We start from the raw sequence: 21887 nt of genomic DNA, 5'->3' as shown, positions 1-21887 counted from the left end.
ATCTGGGCCCTGTCACGACGGGATAGCGCTATCATGGAGCGCAAAACATTATCAGTTCAGGACGGCGATGAGGCCGTCCCGAACCGTCATGAGACCACAATCCCGGCCTGCGCGAGGGCTTAAGCCCTCACACGCGGTGCAACATTCTGCTCGGCGCCGGCCTTTTGCTCCGCAGCAACAGCGCGTCTGAAGCCGCCGCGCTGCTGCAGGCGCGCCCAATAGGCCGCGACATTTGGCCCGAAATCCTTGGCGAGCCCGATATTGTCGGCCAGCCGAAGCGCATAGCCGATGACAATATCAGCGGCGGTGAAGCGACCGGCGCACAATGTTTCAGCATTTGCCGTCGCTGCCTCGACGGCGCGCAACCGGCCCAGAAACCATTTGGCATAGTCGCTAGCGACCTGCGGGTTGCGGCGCTCTTCCGGCTCGAGCTGGGTGTAGCGGAGCACCAGCGTCTGGGGGAAGGTTAACGTGGCGTCGCTGAAATACATCCAGTTCAGGAACGCGCCATAGGCGGGATCTTCGGGTCCGACCATCAGCGGCGTCGGGCCGTGCTTGATGCCGAGATAGTGGCAGATGCCGGAGGATTCGGTCATCTTCGTCTCGCCGTCGACCATGAAGGGAATCGTGCCGAGCGGATTGAGCGCGAGATATTCCTTGGCGAAGACCCGCGGTGGAAACGGCAGCATCTTCAGCTCATAGGGCAGCCCCATCTCCTCCAGCATCCAGAGCGGACGGAACGAGCGCGCGGCGTCGCAATGATAGAGCGTGATCATCAGGAACTTCCTTTGCTGCCGGGCAGCGTGCCCATCATCTTGCACAGGACCATCAGCATGACCTCGTCGGCACCGCCGCCGATGGAGGTCAGGCGGCTGTCGCGATAGGCGCGGCTGACCGGCGTCTCGTTGGTAAAGCCCATTCCGCCCCAATATTGCAAGCAGGCGTCGGTGAGCTCACGCCCGAGCCGGCCGGCCTTCAGCTTGGCCATGGTGGCGAGCTTCGTGACGTCCTCGCCGGCGACCAGTTGCTCGGCGGCGCGATAGATCAGCGCGCGCAGCAGCTCGACCTCGGTCTGCATCTCCGCCAGCTTGAAGTGCACGACCTGGTTGTCGAGGATGCTCTGGCCGAAAGCCTTGCGGTTGCGGGTGTATTCGATGGTCTCGTTGATGATGTATTCATGCGACTTCAGGCAGGCGGCCGCGCCCCAGAGCCGCTCCTCCTGGAACTGGATCATTTGATAGGTGAAGCCTTTGCCTTCATCGCCGATCCGGTTGCGCTTGGGCACACGGACTTCGTCGAAGAAGATCTGCGCGGTGTCGGACGAGCGCATGCCCATCTTGTCGAGCTTTCGCGCGACGTTGACGCCCTTGCTCTTCATGGGGACGCAGATCAGCGACTTGTTGCGGTGAACCGGCCCGTCGCCGGTGTTGGCGAGCAGGCAGATCCAGTCGGCCTGGGTGCCGTTGGTGATCCACATCTTGCCGCCGTTGATGACGTAATCGTCGCCGTCGGAGCGCGCCTGGGTCTTGATCGAGGCGACGTCGGAGCCCGCGCCGGGCTCGGAGACGCCGATGCAGGCGACGAAATCGCCTGAGATCGAGGGTGCCAGAAACTCGCGCCGCACTTCGTCCGAGCCGAACCGCGCCAGCGCCGGCGTCGCCATGTCGGTCTGCACCCCGATCGCCATCGGCACGCCGCCGCAAGTGATGGCACCGAGCTCCTCCGCCATCATCAGCGCGTAGGAATAATCGAGGCCCGAGCCGCCGAACTCCACGGGCTTGTTCAGGCCGAGGAAGCCGAGGCTGCCCATCTTCTTGAACAGCTCGTGCGCCGGAAAGATGTCGGCCCTCTCCCAGTCATCGACGTGAGGATTGATTTCATTGGCGATGAATTTTTGCAGGGAACGGCGGATGTCGTCGTGGTCGGCGGTGAATAGCATTTTGTCAGCTCAGCTCTCGGTATCTCTGATGTGCTCGTCATGGCCGGGCTTGCCCCGGCCATCCACGCCTTCGTCACGCGGCAGCAAGAACGTGGATGCCCGGGACAAGCCCGGGCATGACGGAGAAGACATTCACAACCCCATCTGCCGCGACGCGAGATCTTTCATGATCTCCTCGGTGCCGCCGCCGATGGCGTTGACTTTGACCTCGCGGTAGATGCGCTCGGCCTTGATACCGCGCATGAAGCCGGCGCCGCCGAAAATCTGCACGGCCTCCGAGGCGCAGAAGGCCATGGTCTGCGTTGCCTGGTTCTTCATCATGCAGATTTCCGCAACCGGGCTCTCGCCCTGCTCGAGCCGCCACGCCAGCATTTCCAGCATCGCCTGACTTGCGGCCACCTTCTGCGCCATATCCACGATCTTGTGGCGGATGACCTGGTGCTGTGCCAGCGGCTTGCCGAACGTCTTGCGTTCCTTCGCATAGGTGATCGCCTCGTCGAGGCAGACCCGCGCGAAGGCGGTGCAGCCTGCTGCCATGCCCATGCGCTCGCTGTTGAAGTTCTGCATGATGATCTTGAATCCCTGGCCTTCCTCGCCGATCAGATTTTCGGCCGGCACGCGGCATGCGTCGAAATGCAGCGTCGCGGTATCGGAGGCCCACCACCCCATCTTCTTCAGTTTCGTCCTGGACAGGCCGGGCGTGTCGCCCTCGATCAGGAGGAGGCTGACGCCGCCGGCACCTTCGCCGCCCGTGCGCACCGCAACGGTCAGATAATCGGCCCGCATCCCTGACGTGATGAAGGTCTTCTCGCCACTCACGACGTAGTGATCGCCGTCGCGCCGCGCTTTTGTGGCGAGGTTCGCAACATCGGAGCCGCCGCCGGGCTCGGTGATCGCGAGGGCGGAGATCTTGTCGCCCGACAGCACCTGCGGCAGCACGCGCGCCCTCACCTCGGGTCGCGCAGCCCGCGCGATCGGCGGCGAGCCGATGGTGTGGCTCATCAGGCTGGCGCTGACGCCTCCGGCGCCCGCCCGCGCCAGCTCCTGGCTGGCCACGATCTTCATGAACTGGTCGGCGGCGATCCCGCCATATTCCTCGGGGAATCCCAGCCCCAACAGGCCGATCTCGGCCGCCTTGCGGTACAGCGCGCGCGGGAATTCGCCGGCCTCGTCCCATTCATGGGCAAACGGGGTGATCTCTTTCTCGACGAAGCGGCGCATCATGTCGCGGAAGGCGTCGTGCTCGGCGGTATAGAACGGGCTCTTCATCGCAGTCTCGCCTCGCGGACGGATTCGTCTCGCTCACCATGGCCGGAACATCGGCGGCTCACTTGCGCAGAGTGGCTGACCGGCGAACCACTTCAGCGCAGGCTCTGGCCTAGCAACTCAACGCAAGACGATTTTGACCCCTCGCGCGCCAACTCCAAATCAAAAAAAGACGTCGATGCACCAACTCCGGCTGGCCCCGAGGCCACGCCGGGCATGGTGCACGACAATTGGGATGCAGGCGGCACCAGCCGCCGAGGGAGGAATTCTTGGCCGTTCGTTACTACGACTGGATCGTTCATCATGGCCGCCGCACGCCTGACAAGGTCGCGGTGATCGACCTCGCGAGCGAGCGCCGTTTCACTTATGCGCAGCTTGACGCCCGCGTCTCGCGCCTCGCCTCGTTCCTGCGCCACACGCTGAACGTCTCACGCGGCGACCGCGTCGCGGTGCTGGCGCTGAATACGACCGACACGCTGGAGGTTCAATTCGCCTGCGGGCGCCTCGGTGCGATCTTCGTACCGCTGAACACCCGCCTCACCGTCCCCGAGCTTCAGTTCATCACCGCCGACTGCGCGCCGAAGGTGATGATCCACGACACCGATCTCGCCGAGACCGCCCTTGCTGTTGCAAAGCGGTGCGGCATCGCAACCAGCCTGCTGCTCGGCCCCGGCGGGTCCTATGAGGCCGGTATCGCGGCCGCACGGCCGCTCGAGACGATCGAGCAGGTCACACTCGATGACGTCTCGACCATCATGTACACGTCCGGCACGACGGGACATCCGAAGGGCGCGACCATCACCCATGGCATGACCTTCTGGAATTGCGTCAATCTCGGCGGCCCCGCCTGCATCGGGCCGGCCTCGGTGCTGCTCACCGTGCTGCCGCTGTTCCACACCGGCGGGCTCAATTGCTACACCAATCCGGTGCTGCACGCCGGCGGCACCGTGATGATCATGCGCGCGTTCGATCCCGGCGCCGCGCTCGGCCTGATCAACGATCCCGCGCAGGGCATCAACGTGTTCTTCGGCGTGCCCGCGATCTACCAGTTCATGGCGCAACACCCCGCCTTCGCGACGACCGATCTCGGCCGGCTGATCGTCGGCGGTGTCGGTGGTGCGCCGATGCCGGTGCCACTCTTGAAAGTCTGGGAGGCGCGAGGCGTCGCGCTCCAGCAGGGTTACGGCATGACCGAGACCTCGCCGGCGGTTCTGGTGCTCGACCGCGAGGATGCGGCGCGGAAGGCCGGCTCCGCCGGCAAACCGGTGCTGCACACCGAGGTGCGGATCGTGCGGCCCGACGGCACCGATGCCGATGTCGGCGAACTTGGCGAGCTCTGGGTCAAGGGACCCAACATCACGCCGGGCTACTGGAACAGACCCGAGGCGAACAAATCCTCCTTCACCGACGGCTGGCTACACACCGGTGATGCGACGCGCGTCGACGAAGAGGGCTTCTACTACATCGTCGACCGCTGGAAGGACATGTACATATCCGGCGGCGAGAATGTCTATCCGGCCGAAGTCGAGAACGTCCTGCACCAACTCGCGGCCGTTGCCGAAGCCGCCGTGATCGGCGTTCCCGATCCGCAATGGGGTGAAGTGGGCCTTGCCATTGTCGCGGTCAAGCCGGGACAAAAGCTGACCGAGGCCGATGTCATCGCGCATTGTGCGGCCAATCTGGCGCGTTTCAAATGCCCACGCCAGATCCGCTTCGTCGAAGCGCTGCCGCGCAACGCCACGGGCAAGATCCACAAGCCGACCTTGCGCAAGGACTTCTCAGTCACTTCCGAAGTCGACAAGAAAGTCGCCAACGCCTGACCCCAAGCGCCCCTCGCGGGCGCTTTTTCTTTTTGACGTGCCTGCTCCATCCAACAAGAAACCTCAAGGAATTTCCATGAAGAACAAGAAACTCGTCCTGCTCGCCGCGGCAACTGCCCTGACATTGCTCTCCAACCAGGGCGCTTTCGCGCAGAAGAAATACGACACCGGCGCCAGCGATACCGAGATCAAGATCGGCAATGTCGAGGCCTATTCCGGCCCCGCTTCGGCCTACGGCATCATCGGCAAGACCGAGGAAGCCTATTTCAAGATGATCAACGACCAGGGCGGCATCAACGGCCGCAAGATCAACTGGATCTCCTATGACGACGGCTATTCGCCACCCAAGACCGTGGAGCAGGTCCGCAAGCTGATCGAGAGCGACGAGGTATTTTTGATCTTCAACGCGCTGGGCACGCCGACCCAGACAGCCGTGCAGAAATATCACAATGCCAAGAAGGTGCCGCAGCTGTTCCTCGCCACCGGCGCCAGCAAGTGGAACGACCCGAAGAACTTTCCCTGGACTATGGGCTTTCAGCCCAGCTACCGGGTCGAGGCCCAGATCTTCGCCAAGTACATCCTGAAGGAAAAGCCGGACGGCAAGGTCGCGATTTTCTATGCCAATGACGATTTCGGCAAGGACTACCTCGCAGGTATCAAGGAGGTGTTCGGCGACAAGGCGTCCAAGATGATCGTTGCCGAAGAGAGCTACGAAACGTCGGAGCCTTCGATCGACGCCCATATCGTCAAGCTCAAGGGCACCGGCGCCGACGTTTTCGTCAACATCGCAACCCCGAAATTCGCGGCACAGGCGATCAAGAAGATCGCCGAGCTCGAGTGGAAGCCGATGCACCTGATGACCGACGTCTCGGTCTCGATCGGCGCGGTGATGAAGCCGGCCGGCCTGGAAGCGTCCGAGGGCGTGCTCTCGGCGGGCTACCTCAAGGACCCCTCGGATCCCCAGTGGAAAGACGATGAGGGCATGAAGAAGTTCATGGCGTTCATCGACAAATACATGCCCGGCGCCAACATCTCGGACGCCAACCTGGCCTATGGCTACGCCGCGTCGCAGACCATGGTGCAGGTGCTGAAGCAAGCAGGTGACAATCTCACCCGCGAGAACGTGATGAAGCAGGCCGCCAGCCTCAAGGACTTCGCGCCTGACACACTGATCCCCGGCATCAAGATCAACACATCCGCGACCGACTTCGCCCCGATCGAGCAGCTCAAGATGTGGCGCTTCAAGAAGGGGCAATGGGAGCTGTTCGGCGATATCATCAGCGCCGAAACTGGCGGCTAAGGTCGCGGCCGGCGAACCGATCTCGACGAAATAGCGGCCGAAGGGCCGCTATTTTTTTTGCACCCGCGAGGCGAGCTATCCCGATACGAAGAACGCGAAAGACTCCTCCACTGTGCGGCGCAGGTGCTTTCGATATAATTCGTAGCTTGCATCATCGGAGCCGATTCGTCCTAGCGACGGCTTCGAGATGTTCTTCAGCGGCACGTAGGCGATCGGCGCCGCGATCGGCGTCAACTGCGAGCCAGGGCCGGCGCGGAGCGTCGAGATGATTCCGTACATCTCGCCGGCGACCGTCGGCCGCGACACCGTGATCACGCGATGCTGGCCGTGCTTGATGATGACGAGGTAGATGAAGCCTGACTGATGCGGGACGGCAACCTCGCCGGTATGCTCGTAGGCGGCATCGGTCCGATCGCCCTCCCGAAAGACCAGCGAAGAGACCTTCGGCTCCCAGACGATCTCGGTGCGGTACGCAAAGATTGCGTCCTTGTCGCCGAAGGACGGCCGCAACGTGATGTAGACGTCCTCGAGCCAGGTCACGGCGCGATGCGCATAGGAGCCGAGGCTGTCGGGAGCGACATCATTGGCGGCCTGAGGCGCCGCCACGACCGGGTTCTTGCGCAAGGAGACGCCCAGCGCCTGCTCCAGCCGGACCGTCGTCGCCAGCGTGAACGGTCGCCGCCCGCCGAGCACCTTCTCCAGCGTCGACAGGCTTAGCTTGGCCTGCTCGGCCAGCGTCTGCCGGGAGATTCGGCGTCGGGCGAGCTCCTCGCGAATGGTCTCGGCGATCTCGCGGCTCTGCTCGTCCGAAAGCTGCTTGTCGGTGATCTTGTCCTGCATCTGCATCGCTAGCCCTGCTCCAGCACGGCCACTCTAGCAGGGCGGACAAACCAGCACAAAACCGCACATGAGCGCCCCGCGGCGGCCCGCCCGGGCCGGCCGCGGCGGAACATGACCGATCATTCTGCTCGCGAAATCGACCCCTCCCAGCGAATGCTCAGAGCCAGCAAACGTCCCTCCGGGAGCAGACCAATGGACACCTACGACACGGCCGATAGCGAAGAGCACCCCATGTTGAAGGCGCTGATCAAGCTCGGGTTGTTTCTTCTCGCGCAAGGCGTCGCGGTGATGCTGATGGCCTTCGTGGCCCTGCTGGTCAGTTTCGGGACCAGCTGGTCGGCAACGATCGAGCAGGCGAGCCTGCTTCAGCCCGGCGACGCCAAGTCCGGCTCCCTGCTCCTGAAGGAGGATGGCGCCACCACCGAAGCGATCCGCCTCGACACTGACATCGACATCATGGTCTCCGGCCCGACGCTGCGCGCGCGCGTCACCCAAATCTTCCGCAACCCGACCAAGGACTGGGTCGAGGCAACCTACGTCTATCCGCTCGCGACCGGCGGCGCCGTCGATACGCTGAAGATGGTGGTCGGCGGTCGCGTCATCGTCGGTGATATCAAGGAACGGCAGCAGGCCCGCGTGATCTACGAAGAGGCACGCCGCGCCGGCCAGAAGGCGGCACTCACCGAGCAGGAACGGCCGAACATCTTCACCAATTCGGTCGCCAACATCGGCCCCGGCGAGACCGTGCTGGTGCAGATCGAATATCAGGAGCCGGTGCATCAATCCGGCAACGAATATTCACTGCGCCTGCCGCTGGTGGTCGGACCGCGCTACAATCCGGCGCCGATCGTCCAGAGCGTCGACTTCCGCAAGGACGGATCGGGCTGGGGCGCGGTGACCTCGGATCCCGTGCCGGACCGTGACCGCATCACGCCGCCTGTGCTGGATCCCGCCAGGAATGCACCGGTCTATCCGACCAGCATCACGGTGCGCCTGAAGGCCGGCTTCGCGCTCGGCGAGGTCAGGAGTCATCACCATAACGTCAAGATCGAGAGCCCGGACAACATGGCGCGTGTCGTCACGCTCGCCGATGGCGCCGTTCCGGCGGACTGCGACTTCGAGCTGACCTGGAAGCCCGCCGCCGAGAAGGCGCCGTCGGTCGGCCTGTTCCGCGAACATGTCGGCGACTCCGACTATTTGCTCGCCTTCGTCACTCCGCCCAGCGCCGAGCAGACGGCGCAAAAGCCGCTACCGCGTGAGGTCGTGTTCGTGATCGACAATTCGGGGTCGATGGGCGGCACCTCGATCGTCCAGGCCAAGGCGAGCCTCGCTTACGCCTTGTCCCGGCTCCAGCCGACCGACCGCTTCAACGTCATCCGTTTCGACGATACCATGGACCTGCTGTTTCCCACCTCCGTCCCGGCAGACGCCGCCCATGTCGGCGAGGCAACCTCGTTCGTGAGCGCGTTGCAGGCGCGCGGCGGCACCGAGATGGTGCCGGCGATGCGCGCCGCGCTGGCCGACAAGCTCGGCGACACCGGCATGGTTCGCCAGGTCGTCTTCCTGACCGACGGCGCAATCGGCAACGAGCAGCAATTGTTCGAAGCCATCACGGCGATGCGCGGCCGCTCGCGCGTCTTCATGGTCGGCATCGGGTCGGCGCCAAACACCTATCTGATGACACGCGCCGCCGAGCTCGGCCGGGGCGCCTTCACCCATATCGGATCCGTCGAGCAGGTGGAGGAGCGCATGCGCGGCTTGTTCGCCAAGCTCGAAAATCCGGCCGTGACCGGGCTCACCGCGAAATTCTCCGAGGCCAGGGCCGACGTCACCCCGGCGATCATCCCCGACGTCTATCGCGACGAGCCGCTGGTGCTGGCGGCAAGGCTCGACAAGCTCGCAGGCTCGCTCGAGATCAAGGGGCGCGTCGGTGATCGTCCATGGTCGGTGACGCTGCCGCTGCAAGATGCCGCCGAAGGCAACGGCCTGTCGAAACTCTGGGCCAAGCGCAAGATCGGTGACGCCGAAGTGGCGCGCGCGATGCGGGAGCTCGCGCCCGAGGAGGCCGACAAGGTGATCCTGGCGCTGGCGCTCGACCATCAGATCGTCACGCGCCTGACCAGCCTTGTCGCCGTCGACAAGACGCCGAGCCGGCCCGAAGGCGCGCCGCTCAAGCTCAGCGAATTGCCGATCAACCTGCCGGCCGGCTGGGACTTCGAGAAGGTGTTCGGCGAACGGCCGCAGATCCCGGCGCAGTTGCGCGAACGGCATGCCGATGCGCGTACCGCACCGGCGGCGCGGCGTCCGGCACCCGCAGCGCCTGATGCGATCCGTCTGCCCAAGACCGCAACCTCAGCCGAGCTGAAGATGATCGCAGGCCTGATCCTGATCGTGCTCGCCTTAAGCCTGTTCGTGTTCAAACGGCGTCGGCTCCTGCTCACCGACGCCGCTTGAGAGAGGAGCCTCCCCGAGCTCCCCTGTTAGCGCGCGCGGCTGCCCGTCCCATACCAACGGCCGCGCGCGCCTTTTTCGTACTGTCATCGCGGCGAGCGAAGCGACGAGAGTCCATGCCATGCCCCGCCTCTTATTTCCCCTGACTCTGGCCCTGATCGGCCTCATCCTGGTTGGCGACGGCGCCTACATCCACGCCAAGGCGTGGCTGGCGCAGGTGCTGCTTGAGCGCGCCTTCGACAAGAGCCTTGCGGCGGGCGAGCCGGTCAAACCGTGGGCATGGGCCGACACTTGGCCGGTCGCGCGGATCGAGGTGAAGCGGATTGGCGCCAGCGTGATCGTGCTGGAAGGCACCAGCGGCCAGGCGCTCGCCTTCGGGCCGGGCCATATCCAGCAAACGGTTGATGCCGGCGAGCGTGGAGTTGCCGTATACGCAGCGCATCGCGACACACATTTCCGTTTCCTGCGGAATGTCGCCGTCGGTGACGTGCTTGAGATCACGCGCCGCGACGGCAGGCATTTTCGCTATCGGGCGGATTCTTCGGCCGTTGTCCGTTTCGACACGTCGGGCATCGATCCCTCGACGCAGGGTGTGGAACTCGTGCTTACGACCTGTTGGCCGTTCGACGCCGTCACGTCGGGCCCGGAGCGCTATGTGCTGCATGCCACCTTGATCGAAGATCTGCGACCATCTTCGCGATCTCGGGATTGCCGCCATTGTTCTGAACGATGAACTCGCAATCTGCATGCGCAGGCTGGCACGCCATGGTCGCGAGCGCGTGGCGAGGCGTGTCGGGACGATCGAGGGTCGGCACCACGATGGACAGCAGCGGCATGACTGCCATTTGAGAGAATAAGGGTCACGGTTTCCTGGCATCTTGCCGGACCGTTCGCACTTTCGCCAAAAGTCTCGTGATGCTAGCCTTGTCGTCACATCCTGCCCATTCCGTCTCGCGGCATGGAGCGGCCACGATCAGCCCCCGAAGCCGGCGCGCGACAGCGCGTTGCAACAAGAACAAGAAGTGAAGGAAGCGCATGGAAGCTCAAGTGCCCGCCGCATCGGTTTCTCCGCGCCCCTGGTCGCCATCGCCCGACGCCGGAGACATCGTCAAGGGCATCCACGCCATGCTGCACCCGCACAACATCGTGCTGGTGGGCGCGACCGACAAGCCCGGCAATTATGCCGAACGCATCTGGAATAATCTGATCAAATACGGGTACGAGGGCGGCCTCTATCCGGTCAACGCCAAGCGGGAAGCCATCTGGGGCGTGCCCTGCTACAAGGACTTCGCGAGCCTGCCGGAGAAGCCGGACCACGTTCTGGTGCTGGTGCCGGCGCGCTTTGCGGTGCAGGTGATCCGCGACGCCGCGGCAGCCGGCGCACGGTCGGCCACCATCGTCACCTCTGGCTTCAGCGAGTTGCAGGACGAGGAAAGCCAGAAGCTCGCGGCCGAGTTGCAAGCGGCGATACGCGAGACGGGACTTGCCGTCACCGGCCCGAATTGCCTCGGCAATCTGAGCGCTGGCGAAAAGCTCTTCACCAACATCGACGACCGCATCGTCACCATGGAGCAGGGTGCAGTGGCGATCGCCGGGCAGTCCGGCGCCATCGTCATGGCGATCCGCCAGGCGCTGGAGGATCGGGGTGTCGGTGTCGGATACATGGTGACGACCGGCAACGAGGCCGGACTCGAGACGCCGGACCTGATGCGTTATTTCGCCGAGGATCCGAGCATCAAGGTGATCGTCGTCTATCTTGAGGGCGTGCGCAACACCAAGGCGTTTCGTGACGCCTGCAAGGCGGCGCGCGCCGCGAGCAAGCCCGTGATCGCGCTCAAGCTCGGCGCCTCCGAAGGCGGCCGCGCCGCGGCGATGGCCCACACCGGCGCGCTCGCGGGCTCGATCGAGACGTTCGACGCCGTAGCAACGCGCGAAGGGGTGATCCGGGTCGGCGGCCTCGACGAGCTGATCGAGACCACCGAGTGCTTCGTTCATTCCGCCGTGCCCAAGGGCGACCGGCTCGCCGCCGTCACGCTGTCGGGCGGCAAACGCGGCATGCTGCTGGATGCCTTCTATGCCGAGGGCTTGAACTTTGCGCCGCTGAGCCCGCATGTCGGCGCCGAACTGGCGAAGATGCTCGGGCCGGGCTCGATCGTCGGCAACCCGCTCGACGCCGGCTTTGCCGCGGTCGTCGATCCCTCGGTCTATATGAAGTCGATCAAGCTGATGATCGACGATCCGGATATCGACATCGTCATCGTCGATGCCGAGCTGCCGAAGGCTCCGCACGAGCTGCGCGAGCGCAATTTGCGCATCGTCGACGAGATGGCGCGCCAGGGCGGCAAGCCTGTGATCTATATCAGCGCGATGTCGATCGGTTTCACCGAGTTCACCAAATCCTTGCGCAAGTCGCTGCCGCATCTCGCGGTCATGCAGGGCATGGACCGCGCGGTGACCGCAATCAAGTCGCTGCTCGACTATGCCAGGCTGCGCAAGGAGGTACCCGATATCGTCTCGAGCTCCAAACCCGCCGCGCGCGCCGTGCTGGAGAAGGCGCTGAAATCGGCCAGCGGTGCCGCGCTCGACGAGGTCGCCTCGAAGAAGCTGCTGAAGGCCTACGGCATTCCGATCTCGAAGGAGGCGATCGCACAGACGGCGGCCGAGGCGGTGAAGATCGCCAAGCAGATCGGCTTTCCGGTCGTGGCAAAACTCGTCAGCGCCGAGATCCTGCACAAGTCCGACATCGGCGGCGTGGTGTTGAACCTGAACAGCGCCGCCGAGGTGAAGAAGGCGTTTGCCGACATCACCGCACGGGTCGCGAAGCTGAAGGGCAGGCCGAAGCTCGACGGCATCCTGATCGCCCAGCAGGTCAAGGCCGAGCTGGAGCTCGTGGTCGGTGCCTCGCTCGATGCCGAGATGGGGCCGGTCGTGCTGTTCGGCACCGGCGGCGTCGACATCGAGCTGATGAAGGACGTCGCGCTCGCCGGTGCGCCGCTGGACGAGGCCGAGGCGCGGCTCCTGATCGGCCGCACCAAGGCCGGTATCAAGCTGCGCGGCTATCGCGGCAAGCCGGCCCTGCATGAAGCCTCCGCGGTGAAGGCGCTGGTCGGCCTGTCCAATCTGATCGCGGATGCCGGCGATCGGATCGCCTCGATCGACATCAACCCGTTCCTCATCAACACCCGGACGGGCGTGGCGGTCGACGCCCTGATCGTCCTCAACAACGCCGCGGCAAAACGCGCGGCCGGGCATTGAAGCGCCAGAAACGCGTAGGGCGGATTAGCGCAGCGTAATCCGCCGCGGGGGGAGAAGACGGCGGCGGGTTACGCTGCGCTAACTCGCCCCACTTAACATCGCGAACTCCTTCCAACTTCCCTGCTTTGGCCGTAAAACCTCCCGCATGGCACGCGCGAGTCATCTGGTGATTGGAACGGCGACGCTGGCGGTGATCGCCGTGGCGTTCGGCGGCGTGCTCGGCTTGCAGAAATGGCGCACCATCCAGAGCCGCAGCCAGTTGCGCGTGGTATTCGAGGGCGGCTCGGCCTCCGGGCTGCGCCGCGGCGGACCGGTCAATTTCGACGGCGTGCCCGCGGGCCAGATCCTGTCGATCAAGCTGGACAGCCCGCGCAGGATCGTGGCGCTGGTGATGCTCGACAACACCGCGCCGATCCGCAAGGACACCGTGGCGGGCATCGAGTTCCAGGGCCTCACCGGCGTTGCCGCGATCTCGCTGATCGGGGGCGCGCCCTCCGCGCCGCCGGTGCCGCTGGACGCGGACGGCGTCCCCGTACTGACCGCCGACCTCAGCGACGCCGAGACCATCGTCGACACCCTGCACAGCGTCGACCGCACGATCGTCAGCAACGCACCCGCGATCAAGGAAGGCCTGCGCACGTTCGAGGACTACACCGCTGATCTCCGGAGCAAGGGCGGCGAAATCGACTCCGTCATGGCCAAGGTCGACAGCGCCTTCGCGGGCTTCGACAAGGCGGTCACGAAGATCGAGGGCGCAGTGCCCGGCTTCGTCGACGGCAAGGCCGACGAACTGTTCGAAAAGATACAGGGGCTGCACGAGCTTGCCGACACCATGAAGAAGAAATCGGCCGGCTACCTCGAGGACATCCGTCGCTCGCTGCTCGACGTCAGCGAGGCCGCCAACAAGATGAGCGGGACGCCCACGCCCGCCGCCGCACCGCGCCCGCCGCGCAAACCTGTACAGCAGAAGCGATAGAATCACGCGCAGCGCACGATGCCCTTGCGCGCGCGGAAGCGGGGGTTGGTGCCGGCAATGCCTTAAAGCGCGATGCGATCAGGATAGATCGCCATCGCGCTTCAGGTTGTGTTCAAGCATGATCTTTTCGGAAAGCCGCTGCGCACTTTCCCGGATCATGCCTTAGTAGTTGCTCGGAGACGAGCCATTCGGGATGCCATCGATCGGGCACTCGTCGGTCCCCGGCGTCGAGCGGGTCATCGCCTCGACCATGTCCCGTGTGCCTTCGGGATCGGCGATCCAGTTCTTGTAGAAATCATAGGGACAGGCCGCAACGCCGCGCGGGCTCTCGCCGGAATTGATCATGCCGGTATAGCCGCGGTGGACCAGCTTGTAGAGATGGTTTTGCGACTGGCCATTGCGGCGCGCATCGCGGATCAGATGCTTCGAGAGCTGTGCGTACTGGATGCCGTAATCCTCCTCGCCGCACTCGCCGAGTGTGCGGCCGTCGAAGCCGATGATCGCGGAGTGGCCGAAGTAGGAATAGACGCCGTCGAAGCCGGCGGCATTGGCGACCGCGACATAGACGTTGTTGGCCCAGGCCATCGCCTTGGAAATCAGGACCTGCTGCTCCTTGGCCGGATACATATAGCCCTGGCAGCGCACGATCAGCTCGGCGCCCTTCATGGCGCAATCACGCCAGATCTCCGGAAAATTGCCGTCGTCGCAGATGATCAGGCTGACCTTCATGCCCTTCGGGCCGTCGGAGACGTAGGTGCAATTGCCGGGATACCAGCCTTCGATCGGGACCCACGGCATGATCTTGCGGTACTTCTGTACGATCTCGCCCTTGTCGTTCATCAGGATCAGGGTGTTGTAGGGCGCCTTGTTCGGATGCTCCTCGTGGCGCTCGCCCGTCAGCGAGAACACGCCCCATACCTTCGCCTTCCGGCAGGCCTCGGCGAAGATCGCGGTCTCCTCACCGGGCACCGCGCATGCCGTCTCGTACATCTCGTTGGAATCGTACATGATCCCTTGCGTGGAGTATTCGGGAAAGATGACGAGGTCCATGCCAGGCAAGCCGACCTTCATGCCAACCACCATGTCGGCGATCTTGCGGGCGTTGTCGAGCACCTCGGCCTTGGTGTGCAGGCGCGGCATCTTGTAATTGACGACGGCGACGCCGACCGTGTCATTGCTGCTGGAAATGTCACCGTGAAGCATGTTGAGCGCTCCTGTCTTTTATTCGTTTGAGGTCATCGCCTGCGTTAGTGGCTGATCATCCAGGGACGCGCCGTTGGAAAGCCCTTCGCGCCGCTCCTGGTCTTCGTCACCAGCCGCGCCGGCTTCTTCTTGTCCGGCGAGCCCCTGTCCTTCACCGTCTTGCCCGACGAGCAGCAGCCGCAGCCGGGACCGTGCGAGGCCTTGTACTGCGCAAGCGTCTGTGGCGCGTGCGAGCTGCGCTCGTTGACGGCATGCGCCTTACGCGTCTCCGACGGCATGCAGAAGAAATTCGGTGCGGTCAGGATCACCCGAGGCGCCATCGTCTCGCAGTGCGGGCAGCTCTGCGGATCGTCGCATTCCGCCATCGGGCGCAGATCCTTGAACGGACCACAATCGTCACAGAGATATTCGTAGACCGGCATCGCATCATCCCCACGCTGTCGCCTGTTCATCACTCCTCGCGGCGGGTGCGGGGCGGCAAGTACACACCGCCCCGCATCCCGTCGTGCAGGGATCATTTGTCCGGCGAAATCGGCATCTGGATATCGCCCTTGATGTGCTTGATGGGACCTGCCGACGACGGCATCACGTCGAAGTCGAAGATCTCCGTCGGCAGCCACAGCGTGGCGCAGGCATTGGGCACGTCGACCACGCCGGAGATGTGGCCCTGACACGGCGCGGTGCCGAGGATCGAATAGGCCTGGGCGCCGGAGTAGCCGAACTTCTTCAGATACTCGATCGCGTTCAAGCAGGCCTGGCGGTAGGCGATATGAACGTCGAGATAATGCTGCTTGCCGGCCTCGTCGACCGAGATGCCCTCGAAGATCAGATAGTCCTTGTAGTTCGGCGTGATCGGCGACGGCTTGAAGATCGGGTTCTTGATGCCGTATTTCGACATGCCGTCCTTGATCACCTCGACCTTCAGATGCAGCCAGCCGGCCATCTCGATGGCGCCGCAGAAGGTGATCTCGCCGTCGCCCTGGCTGAAATGCAAATCGCCCATCGAAAGACCGGCGCCGGGCACGTAGACCGGGAAGTAGATCTTCGAGCCGCGGGAGAGATCCTTGATGTCGCAATTACCGCCATGCTCGCGCGGCGGCACGGTGCGGGCGCCTTCCGCGCCGATCTTGGCCTTCACGTCGCCCTTGGCGCGGCCGCCATGGGCGGTCGCCGCGAAGGGCGGGTTGGCCAGGCCGGGCACGCGGGTCGGGTTGGTCGAGATCAGCTCGGCCTCGCGCTTGTTCCAGGTCTCCAGCATCTTCGGATCAGGCAGACAGCCGATCAGGCCGGGATGGATCAGGCCGGCGAAGTTGACGCCGGGGATATGGCGCGACGAAGTGTAGAGGCCTTTGATGTCCCAGATCGACTTTTGCGCCAACGGGAAGTGGTCGGTCAGGAAGCCGCCGCCGTTCTGCTTGGAGAAGAAGCCGTTGAAGCCCCAGAGGCTCTCCTTCATCGGGCCGACGTCGAGCAGATCAACGACGAGAAGGTCGCCGGGCTCGGCGCCCTTGACGCCGATCGGACCGGAGAGGAAGTGCACGATCGAGAGGTCGATGTCGCGCACGTCGTCGGCGGAATCATTGTTCTTGATGAAGCCGCCGGTCCAGTCATAGGTCTCGATGATGAAATCGTCGCCGGGATTGACCCAAGCCACGATCGGGATATCGGGGTGCCAGCGGTTGTGCACCATGTCATTTTCGTAGGCCGACTTGGTGAGATCGACCTTGATCAGTGTCTCTGGCATCGAGAAGCTCCCCTTTTACACGGTTGGTTAGACGGACAGATATTTCGAGACCTGCGCGGCATCGACGGCGTCGCGCGGATCGTCGCGCACGATCGCGCCGTTCTCGATGACCAGCACGCGGTCGGCGATATCGAGCGCGAAGCTCAGGACCTGCTCGGACACGACGATCGACAAGCCCTTCTCATCGCGGATGCGCTTCAGCGTGCGCGCCATCTCCTTGATGATCGAGGGCTGGATGCCTTCGGTGGGCTCATCCAGCAGCAGCACCTTCGGCTTGGTCGCCAGCGCACGCGCGATGGCGAGCTGCTGTTGTTGTCCGCCGGAGAGATTACCGCCGCGGCGGCCCTTCATCTCCAGCAGCACCGGGAATAGTTCGTAGATATCGGCGGGGACCTCGGTCCCGCCGGAGACGACGAGACCGGTCTCGATGTTCTCCTTCACCGTCATGGTCGAAAAGATCATGCGGCCCTGCGGCACATAGGCGAGACCCTTGGCCACGCGGTCATAGCTCGGCAGGCCGCCGAGCTCGGCGCCGTCCATGGTCACCGAGCCGCTCTTCGCAGGGAGGATGCCCATCAGCGATTTCATCAGCGTGGTCTTGCCCATGCCGTTGCGGCCCATGATCGCAACGATCTCGTTGGGCGCGACCTTGACGTTGAGGCCGTGCAGCACCTCGCTCTGGCCGTAGGCGACGTGGAGATCAGAAATAGCCAGCATCGCGCGCTCCTTAGTGGCCGAGATAGACTTCGATGACCTTGGGATCGTTCTGCACTTTCTCCATGGTCCCCTCCGAGAGGATCTGGCCCTGGTGGAGCACAGTGACCTTGTGCGCGATGTCCTCGACGAACTTCATGTCGTGCTCGATCACCAGCACCGAACGGTTCTTGATGATGCGATTGAGCAGCTCCGCGGTCTTGGTGCGCTCGGACACGCTCATGCCGGCGACCGGCTCGTCCAGCATCAGAAGGTCGGGATCCTGGATCAGCAGCATGCCGATCTCGAGCCACTGCTTCTGGCCGTGGCTGAGCAGATCGGCGCTCATGTTCAGCCGATCCTTCAGGAAAATCATCTCGGCGACCTCGTGCACCCGGTCGCGCACCGCGGCATCGCGGGTGAAGGTCAGCGCGCCAAACACCGAGCGTCCGCGCGGATAGGAAATCTCGAGATTCTCGAACACCGTGAGATCGTCGTAGATCGAGGGGTTCTGGAACTTGCGGCCGACGCCGGTCTTGACGATCTCGTTCTCCTTCATCCGCGTCAGCTCCTTGCCGCGGAACTGGATCGAACCCGACGTGGCTTTGGTCTTGCCGCAGATCAGGTCGAGCACCGTGGTCTTGCCGGCACCGTTGGGACCGATGATGACGCGGATCTCGTTCTCATCGACGTAGAAGGAAAGATCATTGACCGCCTTGAACCCGTCGAACGACACCGTGAGGGCCTCGACAGCAAGCAGGAATTCCTTGGGCTGATGACCGACGAGCATGATCTATCTCCTCACTCTGCCGGAGCGCCGTCGGCGACCGAGCTATCGGTCCAACCGTCGGGTTTCGATTTGCGCGACGGCATCAGGCGGTCGATGCGCGGCTGCACATAGTCGCCCCAGATTCCGGCAAGGCCGTTCGGAAATGCGAGCACCACGGCGATGAACAATCCGCCAAGTCCGAACAGCCACAATTCGGGAAACGTCTCCGACAGGCTGGTCTTGGCGAAATTGACCAGCAGCGTGCCGTAGACCGCGCCGAGGATCGACAACCGTCCGCCGACCGCGGTGTAGATCACCATTTCGATCGACGGCACGATGCCGACGAAGGACGGCGACATGAAGCCGACATTGAGTGCGAACATGGCGCCGCCGATCGCGGCGAACACGGCGGCGATGCAGAAGGCGAAGATCTTGAAATTCGCGACGCTGTAGCCGGAGAACCTGACGCGATCCTCCTTCTCGCGCATCGCGACCAGGATGCGTCCGAGCTTGGAGTGCCGGACGAACTGCGCGATCATGATGCAGACGAGCAGGCATCCGACCTCGAAGAAGTACAGCACGACCTTGGCGTGATCGGGCCTGATGTCCCACCCCTTCAGCGTCCGCAGATCGGTCATGCCGTTGATGCCGCCAGTATAGCCCTGTTGGCCCACGATCAGGATGGTGAGGATGGCCGCAACCGCCTGGGTTATGATCGCGAAATAGGTGCCGCCGACGCGGCGCTTGAACATCGCGGTGCCGATGATCAGCGCGAAGATGCCGGGAACCAGGATAATGGCGAGGATGGTGAAGGTGAGACTGTGAAACGGCTGCCAGAACAGCGGCAGCGACGTGATCTGATTCCAGTCCATGAAGTCCGGAATTCCGGGGGTCGACTGGATCTTGGTGTTCTCCACGCTCGATGCCTCGAGCTTGAGGAACATCGCCATGCAGTAACCGCCGAGCCCGAAGAACACGCCCTGGCCGAGGCTGAGAATGCCGCCATAGCCCCAGCAGATCACCAATCCCAGCGCGACGAAGGCATAGGTCAGGTATTTCGCGACCAGATTGAGCCTGAAGACGTCGAGCGTGAGCGGCAGCACCACCACCAGGAAGACCGCGAGCACGAGAATCCCGATGAGCTCCGATCGATTGAAGAACCGATTGTCGGTCATTGCATCAGCCTCTATTTCTCACTTGCGGACCTTGAGGGCGAACAGCCCTTGCGGCCGCAGCATCAGGATTCCGACAACGGCGAGCAGCGTCAGCACCTTGGCCATCGAGCCCGACATGAAGAACTCGAGGGTGGATTGCGTCTGCGAGATCGAGAAGGCCGAGGCGATGGTGCCGACCAGGCTCGCCGCGCCGCCGAAAACGACCACGAGGAACGTGTCGACGATGTAGAGCTGTCCGGAGGTCGGGCCTGTAGAGCCGATCATCGTGAAGGCGCTGCCGGCGATTCCGGCGATGCCGCAGCCGAGACCGAAAGTGTAGCGATCGACCTTTTCGGTGTTGATGCCGACAGCACCGGCCATGATGCGGTTCTGCACAACGGCGCGCACCTGGCGACCCCAGCGCGATTTGTACATGACATAGGCGACGCTGATGGTGATCAGCAAGGTCAGACACATCACGAAGACGCCGTTGATCGGGACTTCGATACTGTCGGTGACGTGCAGCGATCCCAGCATCCACTGCGGCAATTCGACGCCGACTTCACGCGCGCCGAACACGGAGCGATAGGCCTGCTGCAGGATCAGGCTGAGGCCCCAGGTCGCCAGCAGCGTGTCGAGCGGGCGCTTGTAGAGGTGCCGTATCAGCACCCATTCCACGAGCATTCCCAACGCACCGGAGGCGATGAAGGCCAGGATCATCGCGAGAAAGAAGTAGCCGCTGAACAGGCTCGGTAAATAGGACTGGAAGAAGCTCGAGGTCATCCAGGTGACGTAGGCGCCGAGGATCATGAATTCGCCATGGGCCATGTTGATGACGCCCATCTGGCCGAAAATGATCGCAAGCCCGAGCGCCATCAGCACGTAGACCGAGAACAGGATCAGTCCTGCAAAGCCCTGCATGACGAAGATGGAGCCGAGATCACCAAGCGAGTAGTCGCCGAACATCGATGTCCTCCGTCGGGGATAAGGTCCCCGCGCCGCGAGAAGATTCGCGGCGCGGGGGTCTTGGGCGTGGATTTGCTGTCCACGCCAGGGAGAGGCTTGGTGTTTGGAAGAATGCGCGGCGAGGAGCGCTTCTTACTGGTAGCCCTTCGGGAACGGATCGGGCTCGACGAGATCGGCGGTCTCGTAGATCAGCTCGAACTGGCCATCCAGCTTGGCGCGCCCCACCCGGGTCTTCGACCAGAGGTGATGATTCTCGTGGATGCGCACATAGCCTTCCGGCGCGCCCTTGAACTCGACGCCGGGCGAAGCCGCCGCGATCTTGTCGACGTCGAAGGAACCGGCCTTCTCGACCGTCAATTTCCACAGCCACGGGCCGAGATAGGCAGCCTGGGTGACGTCTCCGATGACGGTCTTTTCGCCCCACATCTTCTTGAACGCCGGCACGAAGGCCTTGTTGTTGGGATTGTCGAGCGACTGGAAGTACTTCATGCAGGCATAGGCGCCGGCGATGTTCTCGCCGCCGATGCCGTCGATTTCGTCTTCGGTCACCGAGATCGTCAGCAGCGCCTGCTTGGAGAGATCGATGCCGGCGGCCTTGAGCTGCTTGTAGAAGGCGACGTTGGAGCCGCCCACGACGTCGGTGAAGATCACGTCGGGCTTGGTCAGCTTGATCTTGTTGATGACCGAGTTGAACTGGGTGTTGCCGAGCGGATAGTATTCCTCGCCGACGACCTTGCCCTTGAGCACGTTCTCGACGTGCTTGCGCGCGATCTTGTTGGAGGTGCGCGGCCAGATGTAGTCGGAGCCGATGAAGAAGAAGCTCTTCGCGCCCTTCTCCTTCGCGATCCAGTTCAGGCCGGCGAGAATCTGCTGGGTCGCCTCCTGGCCGGTGTAGATCACGTTCTTGGACTGCTCGAGACCTTCGTAGAAGGTCGGATAATAGAGCATGCCGTTATACTGCTCCACGACCGGCAGCACCGCCTTGCGCGAGGCTGAGGTCCAGCAACCCATGATTGCCGCGACCTTGTCGTTGACAAGCAGCTTCTTGGCCTTCTCCGCGAAAGTCGGCCAGTCGCTGGCGCCGTCTTCCTGGATGAACTTGATCTTGCGACCGAGCACGCCGCCCATGGCGTTGATCTGCTCGATGGCGAGCTTTTCGGCCTCGATCGAGCCGGTCTCGGAGATGGCCATGGTGCCGGTCGCCGAGTGCAGGATGCCGACCGTCACCTCGGTGTCGGTGACCGCAAGGCCGGTGGTGTTGACCGCCGAAGTCGCCGGGGCCTGCGCAAATGACGCCCGCGGCAGCATCGTGATGGCGGGCACGGCGGCCATTCCCATCAATAGTTTGCGCCGGAGCGGCGACAAAAGGCCCTTGTTTGGTTCGTCTGACATGAGCACCCCACTTTTGTTCGAGAACACGCGATTGGTGCCGTGAGGATGGCTCGGATCCGGGTGGCGGAAGCATACGCAAGATCGCGTATACTGCACCGCAAAATGCCGACGTAGGCTTT

18 protein-coding genes are annotated in these 21887 nt (G+C 63.4%); 6 read left to right on the top strand and 12 right to left on the bottom strand.

Annotation, left to right across the window (positions count from 1 at the left end):
* Window positions 1–119 precede the first annotated feature (119 nt).
* The 3 genes from IVB24_RS04330 to IVB24_RS04320 form a co-directional block, all read right to left on the bottom strand.
* Window positions 120–776 (bottom strand): glutathione S-transferase family protein, encoded by a 657-nt coding sequence (locus IVB24_RS04330; RefSeq protein ID WP_166467770.1) that lies wholly within the window; start codon window positions 774–776, stop codon window positions 120–122.
* A complete protein-coding gene (locus IVB24_RS04325; protein ID WP_247772152.1) occupies window positions 776–1939 on the bottom strand; it encodes an acyl-CoA dehydrogenase family protein in 1164 nt (387 codons plus the stop codon). Before IVB24_RS04325 ends, IVB24_RS04330 begins: the two co-directional genes overlap by 1 nt.
* A gap of 132 nt (window positions 1940–2071) precedes the next feature.
* Window positions 2072–3208: an acyl-CoA dehydrogenase family protein gene (locus tag IVB24_RS04320; RefSeq protein WP_247772151.1), complete on the bottom strand. Its 1137-nt coding sequence runs from the start codon at window positions 3206–3208 to the stop codon at window positions 2072–2074.
* A 266-nt stretch (window positions 3209–3474) separates the two neighbouring features.
* Here IVB24_RS04320 and IVB24_RS04315 point away from each other — a divergent pair, with 266 nt between their 5' ends.
* Both IVB24_RS04315 and IVB24_RS04310 read left to right on the top strand, forming a co-directional pair.
* Window positions 3475–5025: a long-chain fatty acid--CoA ligase gene (locus IVB24_RS04315; RefSeq protein WP_247772150.1), complete on the top strand. Its 1551-nt coding sequence runs from the start codon at window positions 3475–3477 to the stop codon at window positions 5023–5025.
* A gap of 76 nt (window positions 5026–5101) precedes the next feature.
* Complete coding sequence (locus IVB24_RS04310) at window positions 5102–6325, top strand: ABC transporter substrate-binding protein (protein ID WP_094976258.1); 1224 nt, start codon at window positions 5102–5104, stop codon at window positions 6323–6325.
* A 75-nt stretch (window positions 6326–6400) separates the two neighbouring features.
* Here IVB24_RS04310 and IVB24_RS04305 read toward each other — a convergent pair whose 3' ends face one another.
* Window positions 6401–7171: a helix-turn-helix transcriptional regulator gene (locus tag IVB24_RS04305; protein WP_247772149.1), complete on the bottom strand. Its 771-nt coding sequence runs from the start codon at window positions 7169–7171 to the stop codon at window positions 6401–6403.
* Between the two features lie 186 nt (window positions 7172–7357).
* Between IVB24_RS04305 and IVB24_RS04300 the strand changes: the two genes are divergently transcribed.
* The 4 genes from IVB24_RS04300 to IVB24_RS04285 all read left to right on the top strand — a co-directional run bounded on the left by IVB24_RS04300 (window position 7358) and on the right by IVB24_RS04285 (window position 13847).
* Window positions 7358–9619: a marine proteobacterial sortase target protein gene (locus IVB24_RS04300; protein ID WP_247772148.1), complete on the top strand. Its 2262-nt coding sequence runs from the start codon at window positions 7358–7360 to the stop codon at window positions 9617–9619.
* Between the two features lie 118 nt (window positions 9620–9737).
* On the top strand, window positions 9738–10349 hold the full coding sequence (locus IVB24_RS04295) for a class GN sortase (RefSeq protein ID WP_247772147.1): 612 nt from the start codon (window positions 9738–9740) through the stop codon (window positions 10347–10349).
* Between the two features lie 302 nt (window positions 10350–10651).
* Complete coding sequence (locus tag IVB24_RS04290) at window positions 10652–12871, top strand: acetate--CoA ligase family protein (protein WP_247772146.1); 2220 nt, start codon at window positions 10652–10654, stop codon at window positions 12869–12871.
* Window positions 12872–13016: 145 nt separating this feature from the next.
* Complete coding sequence (locus IVB24_RS04285; protein WP_247772145.1) at window positions 13017–13847, top strand: MlaD family protein; 831 nt, start codon at window positions 13017–13019, stop codon at window positions 13845–13847.
* A gap of 162 nt (window positions 13848–14009) precedes the next feature.
* On the opposite strand, the gene IVB24_RS04280 is transcribed toward IVB24_RS04285, so the two are convergent.
* The 8 genes from IVB24_RS04280 to urtA form a co-directional block, all read right to left on the bottom strand.
* Window positions 14010–15050, bottom strand: a complete 1041-nt coding sequence (locus tag IVB24_RS04280; protein WP_247772144.1) for an aliphatic amidase — start codon at window positions 15048–15050, stop codon at window positions 14010–14012.
* Between the two features lie 44 nt (window positions 15051–15094).
* The gene (locus tag IVB24_RS04275) at window positions 15095–15472 is read right to left on the bottom strand and encodes a zinc ribbon domain-containing protein (RefSeq protein ID WP_094976251.1); all 378 of its coding nucleotides are present in this window, start codon (window positions 15470–15472) and stop codon (window positions 15095–15097) included.
* Between the two features lie 92 nt (window positions 15473–15564).
* On the bottom strand, window positions 15565–16794 hold the full coding sequence (fmdA, locus tag IVB24_RS04270) for a formamidase (RefSeq protein ID WP_247772143.1): 1230 nt from the start codon (window positions 16792–16794) through the stop codon (window positions 15565–15567).
* Window positions 16795–16821: 27 nt separating this feature from the next.
* Window positions 16822–17511 (bottom strand): urea ABC transporter ATP-binding subunit UrtE, encoded by a 690-nt coding sequence (gene urtE, locus IVB24_RS04265; RefSeq protein ID WP_094976249.1) that lies wholly within the window; start codon window positions 17509–17511, stop codon window positions 16822–16824.
* A gap of 10 nt (window positions 17512–17521) precedes the next feature.
* Window positions 17522–18277 carry an urea ABC transporter ATP-binding protein UrtD gene (urtD, locus tag IVB24_RS04260; RefSeq protein ID WP_027531396.1) on the bottom strand — a complete coding sequence of 252 codons (756 nt, stop codon included), beginning with the start codon at window positions 18275–18277 and terminating at the stop codon, window positions 17522–17524.
* Between the two features lie 11 nt (window positions 18278–18288).
* Entirely contained in the window at window positions 18289–19431 is a 1143-nt protein-coding gene (gene urtC, locus IVB24_RS04255) for an urea ABC transporter permease subunit UrtC (RefSeq protein ID WP_094976248.1), read from the bottom strand.
* An 18-nt stretch (window positions 19432–19449) separates the two neighbouring features.
* Window positions 19450–20376: an urea ABC transporter permease subunit UrtB gene (gene urtB / locus IVB24_RS04250; protein WP_094976247.1), complete on the bottom strand. Its 927-nt coding sequence runs from the start codon at window positions 20374–20376 to the stop codon at window positions 19450–19452.
* 132 nt (window positions 20377–20508) lie between these two features.
* Complete coding sequence (urtA, locus tag IVB24_RS04245) at window positions 20509–21768, bottom strand: urea ABC transporter substrate-binding protein (RefSeq protein ID WP_094976246.1); 1260 nt, start codon at window positions 21766–21768, stop codon at window positions 20509–20511.
* Between the last annotated feature and the right edge of the window lie 119 nt (window positions 21769–21887).

It is taken from the genome of Bradyrhizobium sp. 192 (assembly GCF_023100965.1).
In the GTDB taxonomy this organism is placed as follows: domain Bacteria; phylum Pseudomonadota; class Alphaproteobacteria; order Rhizobiales; family Xanthobacteraceae; genus Bradyrhizobium; species Bradyrhizobium symbiodeficiens.
Note: the sequence above shows the minus strand (reverse complement) of the source record. Positions and strands in the feature narration are given on the sequence as shown.